A 14,815-nucleotide genomic window follows, 5' to 3' on the forward strand; every position below is an offset into this window, starting at 1 on the left:
TTCCCTGTGGCCCCCCGCGCCACACCTGTACGCCGAAGAGGAGAACGCCATGACCGCCGAGACCGAGCCCACCACCCAGTCCACCGGCTCCTGCTGCTCGCCCAGCGGTTCCTGTCACGGCGGCGGCGCCGACGTGCAGATCGAGTCGGCGGACTCGGTCACCACGGTGTACGAGGTGAAGGGCATGACCTGCGGCCACTGCGAAGGCGCCGTGTCGGAGGAGATCTCCGCGCTCGGCGGCGTGACGTCCGTCGAAGCCGTCGCCGCCACCGGCCGCGTCACCGTCTGCTCCAAGGCCCCGCTGACCGAGGACGCCGTGCGCGCCGCCGTCGACGAGGCCGGTTACGAGCTCGTCGGCCGGGCCGCCTGAACGCCGGCGCACCACCCTCTCCCCGTCGGGCCGGGCCCACCAGCAGATACTGGTGAGGTACGGCCCGACCTGCGTTACCCAGGAGTTCGGACATGGCCAGCACAGCAGCAGCCAAGACCCCGGCCGCGAACGCCTCCGAGGCCGAGCTCATGATCGGCGGGATGACGTGCGCCTCGTGCGCCGCACGCGTCGAGAAGAAGCTCAACCGGATGGACGGCGTCACCGCCACGGTGAACTACGCGACCGAGAAGGCCCGCGTCACTTTCGCGGAGGGCCTGGAGTTGTCGGACCTCGTCGCCACGGTCGAGAAGACCGGCTACACGGCCCGCCCTCTGGCTCGGCCGAAGCCGGGCCGGAAGCCGGGGCAGGGGCAGGGGCAGGGACCGGAGCAAAGGTCGGAGCAGGGGCCCGAGCACGAGCAGAACCCCGAGCATGGAGCCGCACACAAGCCCGAGCGCCGACCCGCCCCGGACCAGGAACCGGAGCAGGAACCGGACCAGGCACCCGCCCCCACTCCGCCCGATGCCTCACCCGACGCATCGCCCGACGCCGCCGAAGCGGAGCAGGCCGCCTCCCTCGCCGCCCTACGGCAGCGGCTGATCATCTCCGCCGCCCTCAGCGTCCCTGTCGTCCTGCTCGCCATGATCCCTGCGCTCCAGTTCGACAACTGGCAGTGGCTCTCCCTGACCCTCGCCGCGCCCGTCGTCATCTGGGGCGGCCTGCCCTTCCACCGCGCCACCTGGACCAACCTCCGGCACGGCGCCGCCACCATGGACACCCTCGTCTCGATGGGCACCCTCGCCGCCTTCGGCTGGTCGGTGTGGGCCCTGTTCCTCGGCGACGCGGGGATGCCGGGCATGCGGCACGGGTTCGACCTCACCGTCTCGCGCGCCGACGCGAGCTCCACGATCTACCTGGAGGTCGCGGCCGGGGTCATCACGTTCATCCTGCTGGGCCGCTACCTGGAGGCGCGCGCGAAGCGGAAGTCGGGTGCCGCGCTGCGGGCGCTGATGCACCTGGGCGCGAAGGACGTCGCCGTTCTCAGAGGCGGTACGGAGGTGCGTGTCCCCGCCGACCGGCTCGTCGTCGGGGACCGCTTCGTGGTCCGGCCCGGGGAGAAGATCGCCACCGACGGCAGGGTCGTCGAAGGCAGCTCGGCCGTGGACGCCTCGATGCTCACCGGCGAGTCCGTACCCGTGGAGGTCGCCGCCGGTGACTCCGTGACCGGCGCCACGATCAACGCCGGCGGCCGCCTCGTCGTCGAGGCCACCCGGATCGGCTCCGACACCCAACTCGCCCGCATGGCCCGCCTGGTGGAGGACGCCCAGAACGGCAAGGCCGCCGCCCAGCGCCTCGCCGACCGCATCTCCGCCGTCTTCGTCCCCGCCGTCATCGTGCTCGCGCTCGGCACCCTGTGCTTCTGGCTCGCCACCGGCGCCGGACCCACCGCCGCCTTCACGGCGGCCGTGGCGGTCCTGATCATCGCCTGCCCCTGCGCCCTCGGCCTCGCCACCCCCACCGCCCTCATGGTCGGCACCGGACGCGGCGCCCAGCTCGGCATCCTCATCAAAGGCCCCGAAGTCCTCGAAACCACCCGCCGCGTCGACACCATCGTCCTCGACAAGACCGGCACCGTCACCACCGGCAAGATGACCCTCCTCACCGCCCACACCGCCGAAGGCACAAACGAGAAAGACGTCCTGCGACGGGCGGGCGCGGTGGAGCACTCCTCCGAACACCCCATCGCGCAGGCCGTGGCGACAGGCGCCGTCGACCGACTCGACGGGACCACCCTCCCCACACCCGAAGACTTCACCAACATCCCCGGACTCGGCGTCCAGGGCGTCGTCGAGGGACACACCGTCCTCGTCGGCCGCCCCCGCCTCCTCACCGACGCGGGCATCGCCCTCCCCCCGGAGCTGACCGCCGCCCTGGCGGAGGCCGAGGAGCAGGGACGTACCGCGGTCGCCGTGGCCTGGGACGGAAAGACCCGGGGCGTGCTGGGGGTGGCCGACGCCGTCAAGGACGGCAGCGCGGCCGCCGTGGCCCAGCTACGGGCCCTGGGGCTGCGGCCCGTCCTCCTGACCGGCGACAACCGGACGGTGGCCGAGGCCGTGGCCCGCGAGGTGGGCATCGACGAGGTCCATGCCGAGGTGCTCCCCGAGGAGAAGGTGGAGGTGGTCAAGCGCCTTCAGGCGGCGGGCCGGAGCGTCGCGATGGTCGGCGACGGGGTCAACGACGCGGCGGCTCTGGCCACGGCAGATCTGGGGCTGGCGATGGGTACCGGGACGGATGCGGCGATCGAAGCGAGCGACCTCACGTTGGTTCGTGGAGATCTCAAGGTGACTGCTGACGCAATCCGCCTTTCCAGGCGTACTCTTTCCCTCATCAGGGGCAACCTCTTCTGGGCCTTCGGGTACAACGTTGCGGCGCTGCCCCTGGCTGCAAGTGGCCTGCTCAACCCTATGATCGCGGGAGCCGCCATGGCGTTTTCGTCCGTGTTCGTCGTCACGAACAGCCTTCGGTTGCGTGCCTTCACGTAACTTCCACAAAGAGATTTAGATCACACCGGTTTCAGGGTAACCATCTGGTGGGGTCGTGAGTCTTAGAGTGCGATGCCAAGGATGTCTTGGGGGACGTCCGATGGAGTGTCTTGGGGGACGCTCCTGTGGCAAGCGTTGAGCCGGGGCACGTGCACCGGGGAGCTTTGAGCGGCCCTCCCGTGCGTACGTACCCCGGCAGACCGCAGCACAGCACAACAACGGGAGCTTCGGCTCCCTTCAGACGCCCGGCCGGATCCCGTGGGGGGAATCCGCTCCGGGATATGGGAAGCGCCCTGACCGTCGACCCGTGGGGGGATCGGCGGCAGGGCGTTTCTCGCGCTTCAGGGGCGCCCAGGGCCCCGGGGGCCCAGGAACGACCTCCCCGCTCCCGGTTCAGCGCCCAGGAGGCCCCGTAACGCCCGCTCCAGCGCCCACGGCGGCCCCCGTAACGCCGAATCGCCCCGGACACCGCGCTCTGTGCGAAGCGCGGTACGCGGGGCGAAGGCAGTCGGCCGAAGAGGCCGGGCACTACGGGGTGGTGCGAGGTGATGCGGTGGTACGAGACCGGCTGGAGGCGTCAGCGGCCCCAGGCCGGGTGGTGCGCGGTCGGGCCCGGGTCAGCGACCCTCGACCGAGCGGTAACGAGATCGGGTCAGCGGCCCTCGACCGGGACGAAGTCGCGGAGGACCTCGCCGGTGTAGATCTGGCGCGGGCGGCCGATACGCGAACCCGGCTCCTTGATCATCTCGTGCCACTGGGCGATCCAGCCCGGAAGGCGGCCGAGCGCGAAGAGCACGGTGAACATCTCGGTCGGGAAGCCCATGGCCCGGTAGATCAGACCGGTGTAGAAGTCCACGTTGGGGTAGAGGTTGCGCGAGACGAAGTAGTCGTCGGAGAGCGCGTGCTCCTCCAGCTTGAGCGCGATGTCGAGAAGCTCGTCGGACTTGCCGAGCGCGGACAGCACGTCGTGGGCGGCGGCCTTGATGATCTTGGCGCGCGGGTCGAACGACTTGTACACCCGGTGGCCGAAGCCCATCAGGCGGACGCCGTCCTCCTTGTTCTTCACCTTGCGGATGAAGGAGTCGACGTCGCCGCCGTTGGCCTGGATGCCTTCGAGCATCTCCAGCACCGACTGGTTGGCGCCACCGTGCAGGGGGCCCCACAGCGCCGAGATGCCGGCGGAGATCGAGGCGAACATGTTCGCCTGCGAGGAGCCGACCAGACGGACGGTGGAGGTCGAACAGTTCTGCTCGTGGTCCGCGTGCAGGATGAGCAGCTTGTCCAGCGCCGAGACGACGACCGGGTCCAGCTCGTACTCCTGGGCGGGGACCGAGAAGGTCATGCGCAGGAAGTTCTCGACGTACCCGAGGTCGTTGCGCGGGTAGACGAAGGGGTGGCCGATCGACTTCTTGTACGCGTACGCCGCGATGGTCGGCAGCTTCGCCAGGAGGCGGATCGTCGAGAGGTGGCGCTGCTCCTCGTCGAACGGGTTGTGGCTGTCCTGGTAGAACGTGGACAGCGCGCTGACCACCGAGGAGAGCATGGCCATCGGGTGGGCGTCACGCGGGAAGCCGTCGAAGAACCGCTTGACGTCCTCGTGCAGCAGCGTGTGCTGGGTGATCTCGTTCTTGAAGGTCGCCAGCTCGTCGACCTTGGGGAGGTCGCCGTTGATCAGCGTGTACGCGACCTCGAGGAACGACGAGCGCTCGGCGAGCTGCTCGATCGGGTATCCGCGGTAGCGCAGAATGCCCTGCTCACCGTCGAGGTACGTGATGGCGGATTTATAGGCGGCGGTGTTGCCGTATCCGCTGTCCAGCGTCACCAGGCCGGTATTGGCCCGGAGCTTCCCGATGTCGAAGCCCTTGTCGCCGACGGTGCTGTCGATCACCGGGTAGGTGTACTCGTCATCGCCGTACCGCAGTACTACAGCGTTGTTGGTGTGCTCGCTCACGTCATCCCTCACCGACGTAGTGCCTCTTCTTCGAGGTGCCCTGACTGTCTCCACCCTCCCCCATTCGGCTCAGGAGAGTGCACTCGGGGTCGTCCATTGGACCTACTGGCGGCACTGAGTGCCGCCAACTTACTCATCCTGCCCCCTTGACTGCGGTTCCGGAAGACCTCCGTGATGTTTCCCACCGATTTGATCGATCATTTCTGTGCGGGAGTCACGAGAAGTCTTCTCCGGAGCCGCCTCGGAGCCGGAAATCCAGCGCCGTACACCGTCGGCCTGCGGAAACCGTGCGGACGGCCTGGCCGATCGCCTTACGGGACCCGACGAGGACGACGAGCTTCTTGGCACGGGTGACGGCCGTGTAGAGCAGGTTCCGCTGGAGCATCATCCAGGCGCTGTTGGTGACGGGGATGACGACGGCCGGATACTCGCTGCCCTGGGAACGGTGGATCGTCATGGCGTACGCGTGCGCCAGCTCGTCCAGCTCGTCGAAGTCGTAGCCGATCTCCTCGTCCTCGTCGGTGCGGACGGTGAGCTTCTGTTCGTCGAGGTCGAGGGCGGTGACGACGCCGACCGTGCCGTTGAAGACGCCGTTCTCGCCCTTGTCGTAGTTGTTGCGGATCTGGGTGACCTTGTCGCCGACGCGGAAGACACGGCCGCCGAACCGCTTCTCGGGAAGGTCGGGCCGGCCCGGCGTGATGACCTGCTGGAGCAGCCCGTTCAGCTCACCGGCGCCCGCCGGCCCGCGGTGCATCGGCGCGAGGACCTGCACGTCACGGCGCGGGTCGAGACCGAATTTGGCCGGGATGCGACGGGCCGCCACATCGACGGCGAGCTTGCCCGCGTCCGCCGTCTCGTCCTCGACGAAGAGGAAGAAGTCGCTGAGCCCCTCGGTGAGCGGGGGCTTCCCCGCGTTGATCCGGTGGGCGTTGGTGACCACCCCCGACTGCTGGGCCTGCCGGAAGATCCGGGTGAGCCGGACGGCGGGGACCGGACTGCCCTCCGCGAGCAGGTCGCTGAGCACCTCCCCCGCCCCGACCGAGGGCAACTGGTCGACATCGCCCACAAGGAGGAGGTGGGCACCGGGTGCCACGGCCTTCACGAGCTTGTTGGCGAGCAGCAGATCAAGCATGGACGCCTCGTCGACGACGACCAGATCCGCGTCCAGCGGACGGTCACGGTCGTACGCCGCGTCCCCGCCAGGTTTCAGTTCGAGCAGGCGGTGCACGGTGGACGCCTCGGCCCCGGTCAGCTCGGCCAGCCGCTTGGCGGCCCGCCCCGTGGGCGCGGCCAGCACCACCTTCGCCCGCTTGGCTTGCGCCAACTCGACGATGGACCGCACGGTGAACGACTTCCCGCAGCCGGGCCCACCGGTCAGGACGGCCACCTTCCGGCTGAGCGCGAGCCGTACCGCTTCCTCCTGCTCGGGCGCCAGCGAGGCCCCCGTACGCGTCGCCAGCCAGCCCAGCGCCTTCTCCCAGTCCACGTCCTGGAAGGCCGGCATCCGGTCCTCCCCGGTCCGCAGCAGCCGCCGCAGCTGCCCGGCGAGAGACAGCTCGGCCCGGTGGAACGGCACGAGGTAGACAGCGGCGATCGGCTCGCCCCCCTCGGGCGACGGCACCTTCTCCCGTACGACACCCTCCGGATCGGCGGCCAGCTCGGCCAGACACTCGATGACCAGGCCGGTATCGACCTGTAGGAGTTTCACCCCGTCCGCGATGAGCCGCTCCTCGGGGAGGTAGCAGTGCCCCTGGTCGGAGGACTGGGAGAGGGCGTACTGAAGACCGGCCTTGACCCGCTCGGGGCTGTCGTGCGGAATCCCGACCGCCTGGGCGATCCTGTCGGCGGTGAGGAACCCGATGCCCCAGACATCGGCGGCCAGCCGGTAGGGCTGGTTCTTCACGACGGAGATCGAGGCGTCCTCGTACTTCTTGTAGATACGGACGGCGATGGAGGTGGAGACGCCGACGCCCTGGAGGAAGACCATGACCTCCTTGATCGCCTTCTGCTCCTCCCACGCGGCCGCGATCATCTTCGTGCGCTTGGGGCCGAGCCCGGGGACCTCGACGAGCCGCTTCGGCTCCTTTTCGATGATGTCGAGGGTGTCGACGCCGAAGTGGGTGGTGATCCGGTCGGCCATCACCGGCCCGATGCCCTTGATCAGCCCGGAGCCGAGATAGCGGCGGATGCCCTGGATGGTGGCGGGCAGGACGGTCGTGTAGTTCTCGACGGTGAACTGCTTGCCGTACTGCGAGTGCGAGCCCCAACGGCCCTCCATCCGCAGCGACTCACCCACCTGCGCGCCGAGCAGCGCACCGACCACCGTGAGCAGATCCCCGGCCCCGCGCCCGGTGTCGACGCGGGCGACCGTGTACCCGTTCTCCTCGTTGGCGTACGTGATCCTCTCCAGGACCCCTTCGATGACGGCCATGTTGGACATGATCCGACGCTACCGTCCGCCACTGACAGTCCGGCTCGCGGCCGGGAAGGCCGCCTACGCCACGGGCCCTACGCCCAGGTACGCCTCCGCGAGCAGGGCGTCCACGGTCGGCCGCTGCCGGCCGATGAAGTCCTCGAACCGCTGGATCTCCGGCACCGTCGCGGTGCTGCCGCTCTGGCTCCCGCTCGCCCTCGGCTACAGCGTGTTCCGGGCAGGGCTCGCCCTGGTGGCCCTGGCGGGGCTCACCCTGGTGGCCCTGGCGGCAGGCAGCTTCGCGGCCTCCGGAGCGGGCTTCTCGATGGCGGCGACGGTCTCCCCCGCCCAGGTCAGGATCTCCCTGGTGCTGGAGGCGGCGGCCTCGGTCCGACTCGGCGGCGAGACGCAGGATGCCGCTCGTGACGCCCTTGCGCGGCTGGGGGACCTGCTGGGGTGGTCCCGCGAGGACCGCTTCTCCGGGAAACGCTTCGAGGCGGCTCCGGGCGTCACTCTCAGCTCTGTGGTCTTCCGCTCCTCCGGGCGGGACTTGACCGCTGCCAGCACCTGCATCGGCATGGCCTCGCGCGTCATCGAACCCGTCCTGCTGGGCCTCACCGGCGTGGCCGTCCGTGACCGCGTCAAGCGCTGAGGCAATTGCCGACGAACCGCGCACCACGAACTGCTCCCCCTGTAGGGCTCCCTACAGGGCGAACACCGCCCACACCCGCCTGCCGTCCTCCGCCGTGTCCGTGCCGCACGACTTCGCTCCCAGCCGGGCGAGTTCAGGCAGCAGGTCAGGATCCGCAGCCGCGTGCACCGGCTGGTGGGACAGTGCGACGATCAGCGCCTCTCGGCCCTGGTCCGCTAGGTGTACGGACACCCTGCGGCCGCCGTCCGCGACCGCCGTGCGCACCAGAAGTTCTGTCAACTCCTGCGCGGGCCCGTTCACTTCAGCGTGGCCCCACTCGTGGAGCCTGCGCAGCACATGGGCCGCCGCCCTTACCGGTGACCAAGAGGCCGCCTCCAGCTGCCAGTTCGCCGCGCGGCGGTTCCGTACCAGCATCCCGACCCGCGCCGTGGTCGCGAGGCTCGCATCCGGGCGCGGCGGGGAGATCGGGCGCTTCGGCGGGGGTGGGGTCTTCGGCGGGCGGTCCGGGATGTGGTCCGGCACGGTGGCTCCCAGGATCGGCGCGGGCACCCATCGTAGGAGCGGTGTCGCGGCTCCCGGCTGCCGTCGGCCGTTCCTTCACCCGTACAGCGGATGCCGTCCGCCGGGTGCCGTCGAGCCTTGACCGGTCGGGGTGGCCGGAGGGGGCGGACCCGCGGACCGGGTGAGTCGCCGACCGGAGGCCCGCCGTGGTGCGTACCTCATCGCGGGTGCCTCCCCGCCCCGGGTGAACCGGGTCGGGGCACCGGGCGTCCTCGCTCTGCGATCAGCTCGCCGGGTCGAACGGCACACCTTTCGGGAGGGCCTTCGCCAGGTGGCCGGTGAAGCGGTCGTCCCTGATGCCGATCGTCGCCTTGCCGAAGTCGGCGGCGAGCAGCCTGTCCCGCAGGCCGGCCGGGTAGCCGTTCCAGCCCACCAGCGGCGCGTAGTGCCAGGCGCCCAGGTGGTTCTCCGGAGGTTCGTCCTTGGCGGTGGCCTTGCGGAAGCAGTGGGTGCTCGCGCCGTCCTTGTGGTAAACGATCTTGGGGCGCGTGCCGTCGAAGGGGACGTCGGCGGCCTTGTGGACCGTGAAGTCGCCATGGGCCGAGGTCGCCACGTACTCGGCCTTGTTGCCGTTCACCCACACCACCACGTGTTCCCAGTCGTGGCGATGGCCTCCGAACAGCCCTCCAGGGGCGACCTGGTCCTTCTCGAAGTAGTACGTGTAGAGGATCGCGCACCAGCCGTTGTCGCACTTCGCGCGGGAGTAGGCGTTGCTGCTGTCCAGATCGGAGCGGTCCCGGCAGTCGCCGTTGAGTGCGCCGCCGAGCTTCAGGCCCGGTGCGATGGTGCCGTCCGGGCCGATCGCGGAGGTGGCGTAACAGCCGTCCTTGTCGTAGTCCAGGGCGGGTTGGAACGTCCGCTCCAGCTCGTCCGCGTTTCCGGGCAGGGGTCGTGGCGGGGCCGCGTGCGCCATGGTCGCGGAGGCGAGGACCAGGGTGGCGGCGGTCACGGTGACGGTCAGGGCTCGGCGCAGGGCGCGTGATGGCCGGGACGGACGTGGTGCGGGCATCGGAGGGCTCCTTCGCAGGCGTACGTCGGCTCGAAGCGGTGGTGTCGGGGCGGGGTGCGGCCCGAAGCGGTGCCAGGGGTGGGGTCCGGCGGTGCCGGGGGTGGGGTCCGCCGGTGCCGGGGGTGGGGTCCGGCGGTGCCAGGGGTGGGGTCGGGCCGGTCAGCTGTCCTCGGCCGCGTTCATCAGGTCCAGCGCGCTGTGCTGACAGCCGTTGCCCAGGTCCTTGCGCGGGCCCGCCCAGTGGGGGCCGTACTGGTCCAGGCTGGTGCGGTTCTCCGCGTACGCCGTGTCGGCCTGGCGGTGCAGGTAGGCGCTGTACGGGCGGTCCGGGAGCGCCTTGTTGAGCAGGCCGAGGCCCCTGACGTACGCCCCCTTGAAGGAGTCGCCGTCCGACGTGCAGCCGGTGCCGTCGGGTTCGTACGGCTCGTGGAGGGTGCCGCCGGGGTTGAGGTAGGACGAGGTGGTCGAGGCGTCGGCCAGGGTGCGGGCACGGGTGAGGAGCGTCGGGTCACCGGTGGCGCGGTTAAGCTCGGCCAGGGCGGCGAGGACGACGCCCTGGTTGTACGTCCAGGTTGTGTCGCCGTTGTTCGTGCAGTCGTCCCGCAGACCGTCGTTGACCGTGTTGCCGGAGTTGATCAGGCCGCTGGAACTGAACCACGCCCAGCCGTCCTTCGCCCGCCGGAGGTAGGTCGTGTCACCGGCGATGCGGTTGTGGAGCGCGGCGCTGAGCTGGATGTACAGCTCGTTGGTGATCGCGTTCTTGTACGGCTTGTCCGTGGCCCACTGCACACCGCCGCCGCACGTGCCCGTCCAGTAGGCGGCCATGTGGTCGGCGTCCTTGCGCGCGGTGTCCAGGTAGCGCCGCTCGCCGGTCAGGTCGTACGCCGCCACCCAGGCGAGGCCCCACCAACCGGTGTCGTCCAGATAGGAGTTGGTGAAGTCACCGCCCTCCGCCGTGCGCAGCTTCTCGAAGGTGTTGGCGATGGCGTACCGGTAGCTCGGCATGTGGCTGACGCGGATGTTGTCGATCAACGAGGTGAGCGCGGTGGCCGAGGTCCACCAGCCCGTGAACCTTCCGGAGCCGCGGTCGTAGTTCATCATCAGGGCCGTCGCCGCCGCCTTGCTGCGGCTGTTGGCGTTCCAGTCGACGCGGGCCCAGCCGGTGCAGGCGATCTCCGCGCGGTCGCCCGCCTTTCCGCAGGCGCGGAGGGCGCCGATGCCCCCGGTGCCCCAGTCGTCCACGTTGTACATCTGCGAGCGCCAGCCGGTCCGGCCGGCCGGGGTCACGGTGGCACCGAGCTTGCTGCCCGAGGCCCAGGTGCGGCCGCCGTCGAAGGAGCGGTCCAGCCAGGTCTGGTCGCCGGCCGCCCCGTTGTCGATGGCGGCCCAGCCCATGACATCGTTGTCGGAGAGGTGGAGGGCGATGGAGCGGCCGTAGAGGGTGGCGGTGACCGGGACGCGGTCGGAGGTCGCGGCGCCCGGGTCGCGGGCGTCGCAGTGCTTGTTGCAGAGGGCGGCCGGGGCGGCGGACTCGGCTTCGGCCGTCGCGGTGGGGGCCGTGGCCGCCGGAGCTGCCACGGCGGTGGACGTGGCGGCGGGGCCCAGGAGTGCGGCGAGCGTGAGGGCCACGGTCAGGCGTACGGCCGTGGGCAGGGCCGCTCTCGCGCGGTGGCGGGGCAGGACGATCGGCATGGGGGCGTCCTCCGGCGGGTCCGTCAGGAGAGGGGGGTGCGGGGGGTGGCTCGCGTCTCAGCGAACCCGTCCCGCCCTACCGCCGTCAAGGGCACAGCAGCCGGACCCACGCAGGACAGCAGGTCAACCGCCTCGTGGCGCAGGGGATTTGGGCCCGTGCTGGGCCCCTGGGCCCAACAGTCCCTCGCGCACCGGACGTACCCCCGGCACCGCCGCTCCAGGCATGCCGCGGTGACGCGTCAGGCGGCGCGGGTCAGCTTCTTCGCCGTGCTGCAGTGGCGGGTCCTCGTGTGCCGCCACAGCTGGACGGCCGTCAGCCCGAGCAGGGCGGTGAACGCCACCAGGAGGACCGCCGCGAGGTGCGTCTGCCGGCCACCGGGATCACGTTCCATCTGGAGGACCAGCCCGAGCAGGGAGAGCGCCATCCCCACGGCGTACACCGAGCGGACGCGCCGGAGCTGACGTACAGCGCGAGGGGCGAGGGCTACACGCTTGATGAAGGCCATGTGCGCCGGATACCCCCGGGACGCCGAGCCAGTCACCGCCGTTGGAGCGGTTCGGTGGAGGGCGTGTCGGCGCCGTGGCAGCCGTTCGGGGGCGGGGGGCCGCCACACCCCCGAACGGCGCAGGTGAGGGCCGGTGCCTTGGCCCTCACTGTGTTGTTCGGAGCCATGGCTCGTCCGGATGGGTCCCAGCAAGAAAAATCAGGCAGGCTTGCGCCATACGGAGATGTGTCGGGGCGAGTCCTGGGTGAAGGGCGTCCCGTCCCAGTCCGCGACGCGGCGTTCCGGACCGAGGCCGGCGATCTTCGCCATCAGGTCCAGCTCCGCCGGCCAGGCGTACCGGTGGCGGGAGTTGCTCCGGCGGTAGCGGCCGTCGTCACCGTCGCGCGTGAGGTGGTGCGAGACCAGGATCTGTTCCACCAGGTCGAACGTGTCGAAGCCGAGATGCCGCTCGGAGACGTCGAACGGCACCGCGGTCCGGCCGGGCGGCAGGGAGCGAAGTGGCGGCACTCCCAGTTCGATGACGAATCGGCCACCAGGTTCCAGGTGGCGTGCCGCGTTGCGGAAGCATTCGACCTGCTCGTCCTGGGTGAGCAGGTTCGAGATGGTGTTGTACACGAGGTAGACCAGGGTGAACGTGCCGGGGACCGTCGTGGTGGCCATGTCCCCGATGGTGACCGGGAGCGCGCTCTCGTCGATCTTGCGGCGCAGCGCCGCAACCATGTGTTCGGACAGCTCGATGCCCACCACCGGTACGCCACGTTCCCGCAGCGGGATGCCCACACGTCCCGTACCGATGGCGAACTCCAGGGCCCGGCCGTCTCCGGCCAGCTCGGCGAGGAAGTCGAGAGCGGGGCCGAGGACGGCGGGTGAGGAGTTCTCGGCCTCCTCGGTGTCGTAGCGGTCGGCGGTCTCGCGGGTCCACAGTTCGCTGCTCGTCACGGGCAGGCACTCTGCCGGGTGGCCCGGGGCCCTGTCGACGCATTAAGACGTCGTCCGCGTCCCGCGCGCGCCCGGAGGTGCAGGTGGGCGCGGAAGGGCCGCCCTTGTCGCGGTGGCCGCTTCCTGCCCGTGCCCGGACGTCAGTTGGCCAGCCAGAGCGCCAGGTTCAGCGCCGACGCGTAGCCGACCCACAGCAGGTACGGCACCAGCAGCCAGGCCGCGCGCCGGTCCACCCGGGCCGAGAGCAGCACGGTGGTCACCACGGCCGCCAGCAGCAGGGCGATGTCGAGGAAGGCGAGTCCGTACTGCTCGGCCGCGAAGAACAGCGGCGTCCACAGCGCGTTCAGCGCCAGTTGCACCCCCCACGCCACGAGCGCCGGCCGGCGGCCCGGGCCGGGGCGGCGGGACACCAGCCAGCCCGCCACCGCGATCATCCCGTACAGCACCGTCCACACCGGGCCGAAGAGCCAGCCGGGCGGGGCCCATGCGGGCCTGTCCAGGGCGGCGTAGGTGCTGCCCGCGTCACCTGTCGCGATCGCGCCCGCGGCGGCCACGCCGTAGCAGAGGGCGAGGAACAGCAGGAGCGTGAGCCAACCCCGGTGGCGGGATGGTGTCGCTGCGGTGGAGGTGGTGCGGGTCGGTGGCACGGGTGGGCTCCTGTTCCTCGGTCTTCGTTCTCTGCTTCCCGCTGTTCCTTGTTCCCGTTCCCCGCTTCCCGCTTCCCGATCTCCGCTTCCCGCTTCCCGCTTCCCAGGGCATTTCTCGGCCGGTGCCGGGAGCGGATGCTTCTAAAAGGCAGTGAAATTCGGTGGCCCGGCCGCCGCCCCCGTTGTTACGGTGCTCGCGCCTCGACCGCGGTGCCCGACCGCAGGTGACCTCTGGGCCGTGTGCCCTGGAAAGCAGTTGATGTATGCCCCGGCCAGTGGTTCCGAGCCTCCCTCGTCGCGCCTGTGGCGCCGGGGCGACCGGGCCTGACCGCGTGCGCAGCCGCCGCCGTACGTCCACCGTCTGCTGACGCACCACGGCCCGCGGCCGAACCCCGACGCGCGCCACGCGCTCCGGCGCTCCGACACGAGGGGTGCTCGGTACTTCCCTGCTGCTTCGTTCCTCACCTTCGGCAAGGAGTATCCGGGTGTCACACGACAACCCCCGCCACCGCACGACCATGTCCTCACCCATGTCCGTGTCCTCGCTGGACACCTTCACCTGCGTCCGCTGCGGGCTGACCGTCGCCGCGTCCGCGCCCGACGGCGGTCGGCGCAACCACTGCCCCAGCTGCCTCCACTCCCGGCACCTCGTCGACCAGGTCGAGGGCGGTCCCTCCGATTGCGAGGGCCGGATGACCCCGATCTCCATCGCGGTGCTCCGCACCGGTGACTGGATGGTCGTCCACCGGTGTGTCCGCTGCGACGAGCTGACCTCGAACCCCGTCTGCGGGGACGACAACCAGCTGATCCTCATGCGGATGGCCGTACGTCCCCTGGCTCAGCCGCCGTTCCCGCTCGAAGCGTTCGGTGACCTGTGACGCGGCGGAGAGCCCGGCCGGCCGGGCGGCGGCGTCCCCAGCGAGCCAAGGACGTGCTCCACGGGCCCGCCGGGGCGCGCGGCGACGCGTTCCGGTGCGTCGGCTGCCGGCTCGATGTCTCCCTGGTGGCGCCGGGCACCGCCCATCGCAACCACTGCCCGTCCTGTCTGGTCAGCCTGCATGTGGACCGGCGGGTACCGGGCGACCGGGCGGCGGGGTGCGGTGGGCGGATGACGGCTCTGAGCCTGTCCGTACGGGCGGACGGGGAGTGGATGCTCATCCACCTCTGCCTGACCTGCGGCGAGCTCAGCGCCAACCGCATCGCGGGCGATGACAACCCTCTGGCGCTGATACGGCTGGCGCTGCGGCCGCTCGCCGATGCCGGTATCCCCGCGCGGGTCATGCTCGCGCTGTGATCGGGGGGCCGTGCTGTGATCGGGGGCCGTCCGGTGTTCGCCGGGCGGCCCCCGGCCCACAGCCCCGGCCCGCTCCCCGAAGAGCGAGGAGAGGCCGAGAAGCAAGAATGGGGCCCGGCCTCGCGGCCGGACCCCCCTCGCTTTCCCCCGTCGGGCCTTCCCGTTCCCCCCGGACCCCTCCCCGGAAGTCCCGACGCCATGTGTGACCCGGGAGGGTACGCAAAGGTTGCAGCCCTTT

Annotated in this window: 12 protein-coding genes and 1 pseudogene; 5 read left to right on the forward strand and 8 right to left on the reverse strand. The window is 70.6% G+C overall.

All coding sequences use genetic code 11. The features are described from left to right. Window positions 1-49: 49 nt before the first annotated feature. Both D6270_RS10730 and D6270_RS10735 read left to right on the forward strand, forming a co-directional pair. The gene (locus D6270_RS10730) at window positions 50-370 is read left to right on the forward strand and encodes a heavy-metal-associated domain-containing protein (protein WP_109165617.1); all 321 of its coding nucleotides are present in this window, start codon (window positions 50-52) and stop codon (window positions 368-370) included. A gap of 92 nt (window positions 371-462) precedes the next feature. Next, on the forward strand, window positions 463-2,913 hold the full coding sequence (locus D6270_RS10735) for a heavy metal translocating P-type ATPase (protein WP_109165616.1): 2,451 nt from the start codon (window positions 463-465) through the stop codon (window positions 2,911-2,913). Between the two features lie 652 nt (window positions 2,914-3,565). Here the strand turns inward: D6270_RS10735 and D6270_RS10740 are convergent. Beyond that, window positions 3,566-4,864: a citrate synthase gene (locus tag D6270_RS10740; protein WP_109165615.1), complete on the reverse strand. Its 1,299-nt coding sequence runs from the start codon at window positions 4,862-4,864 to the stop codon at window positions 3,566-3,568. Window positions 4,865-5,078: 214 nt separating this feature from the next. After that, a complete protein-coding gene (locus tag D6270_RS10745; protein ID WP_109165614.1) occupies window positions 5,079-7,304 on the reverse strand; it encodes an SF1B family DNA helicase RecD2 in 2,226 nt (741 codons plus the stop codon). A gap of 151 nt (window positions 7,305-7,455) precedes the next feature. Here D6270_RS10745 and D6270_RS10750 point away from each other — a divergent pair. Continuing rightward, window positions 7,456-7,674 (forward strand): annotated as a pseudogene (locus D6270_RS10750) (hypothetical protein); the annotation flags it as partial. Window positions 7,675-7,980: 306 nt separating this feature from the next. Here the strand turns inward: D6270_RS10750 and D6270_RS10760 are convergent. The 6 genes from D6270_RS10760 to D6270_RS10785 form a co-directional block, all read right to left on the reverse strand. After that, window positions 7,981-8,478, reverse strand: a complete 498-nt coding sequence (locus tag D6270_RS10760) for a hypothetical protein (RefSeq protein WP_109165613.1) — start codon at window positions 8,476-8,478, stop codon at window positions 7,981-7,983. A 235-nt stretch (window positions 8,479-8,713) separates the two neighbouring features. Further along, complete coding sequence (locus tag D6270_RS10765; protein ID WP_109165612.1) at window positions 8,714-9,499, reverse strand: NPP1 family protein; 786 nt, start codon at window positions 9,497-9,499, stop codon at window positions 8,714-8,716. A 159-nt stretch (window positions 9,500-9,658) separates the two neighbouring features. Beyond that, complete coding sequence (locus D6270_RS10770; protein ID WP_109165611.1) at window positions 9,659-11,191, reverse strand: glycoside hydrolase family 76 protein; 1,533 nt, start codon at window positions 11,189-11,191, stop codon at window positions 9,659-9,661. Between the two features lie 239 nt (window positions 11,192-11,430). Then, window positions 11,431-11,697, reverse strand: a complete 267-nt coding sequence (locus D6270_RS10775; RefSeq protein WP_109165610.1) for a hypothetical protein — start codon at window positions 11,695-11,697, stop codon at window positions 11,431-11,433. Window positions 11,698-11,895: 198 nt separating this feature from the next. Continuing rightward, entirely contained in the window at window positions 11,896-12,636 is a 741-nt protein-coding gene (locus tag D6270_RS10780; protein WP_109165609.1) for a class I SAM-dependent DNA methyltransferase, read from the reverse strand. A gap of 140 nt (window positions 12,637-12,776) precedes the next feature. Then, window positions 12,777-13,283, reverse strand: a complete 507-nt coding sequence (locus D6270_RS10785; RefSeq protein WP_109165608.1) for a TspO/MBR family protein — start codon at window positions 13,281-13,283, stop codon at window positions 12,777-12,779. Between the two features lie 485 nt (window positions 13,284-13,768). Here D6270_RS10785 and D6270_RS10790 point away from each other — a divergent pair, with 485 nt between their 5' ends. Both D6270_RS10790 and D6270_RS10795 read left to right on the forward strand, forming a co-directional pair. After that, window positions 13,769-14,161: an RNHCP domain-containing protein gene (locus tag D6270_RS10790; RefSeq protein WP_376201424.1), complete on the forward strand. Its 393-nt coding sequence runs from the start codon at window positions 13,769-13,771 to the stop codon at window positions 14,159-14,161. Continuing rightward, window positions 14,158-14,577: an RNHCP domain-containing protein gene (locus D6270_RS10795; protein ID WP_109165607.1), complete on the forward strand. Its 420-nt coding sequence runs from the start codon at window positions 14,158-14,160 to the stop codon at window positions 14,575-14,577. The genes D6270_RS10790 and D6270_RS10795 overlap by 4 nt, the downstream gene beginning before the upstream one ends. Window positions 14,578-14,815 lie beyond the last annotated feature (238 nt).

The organism is Streptomyces griseus subsp. griseus (genome assembly GCF_003610995.1).
Taxonomy (GTDB): domain Bacteria; phylum Actinomycetota; class Actinomycetes; order Streptomycetales; family Streptomycetaceae; genus Streptomyces.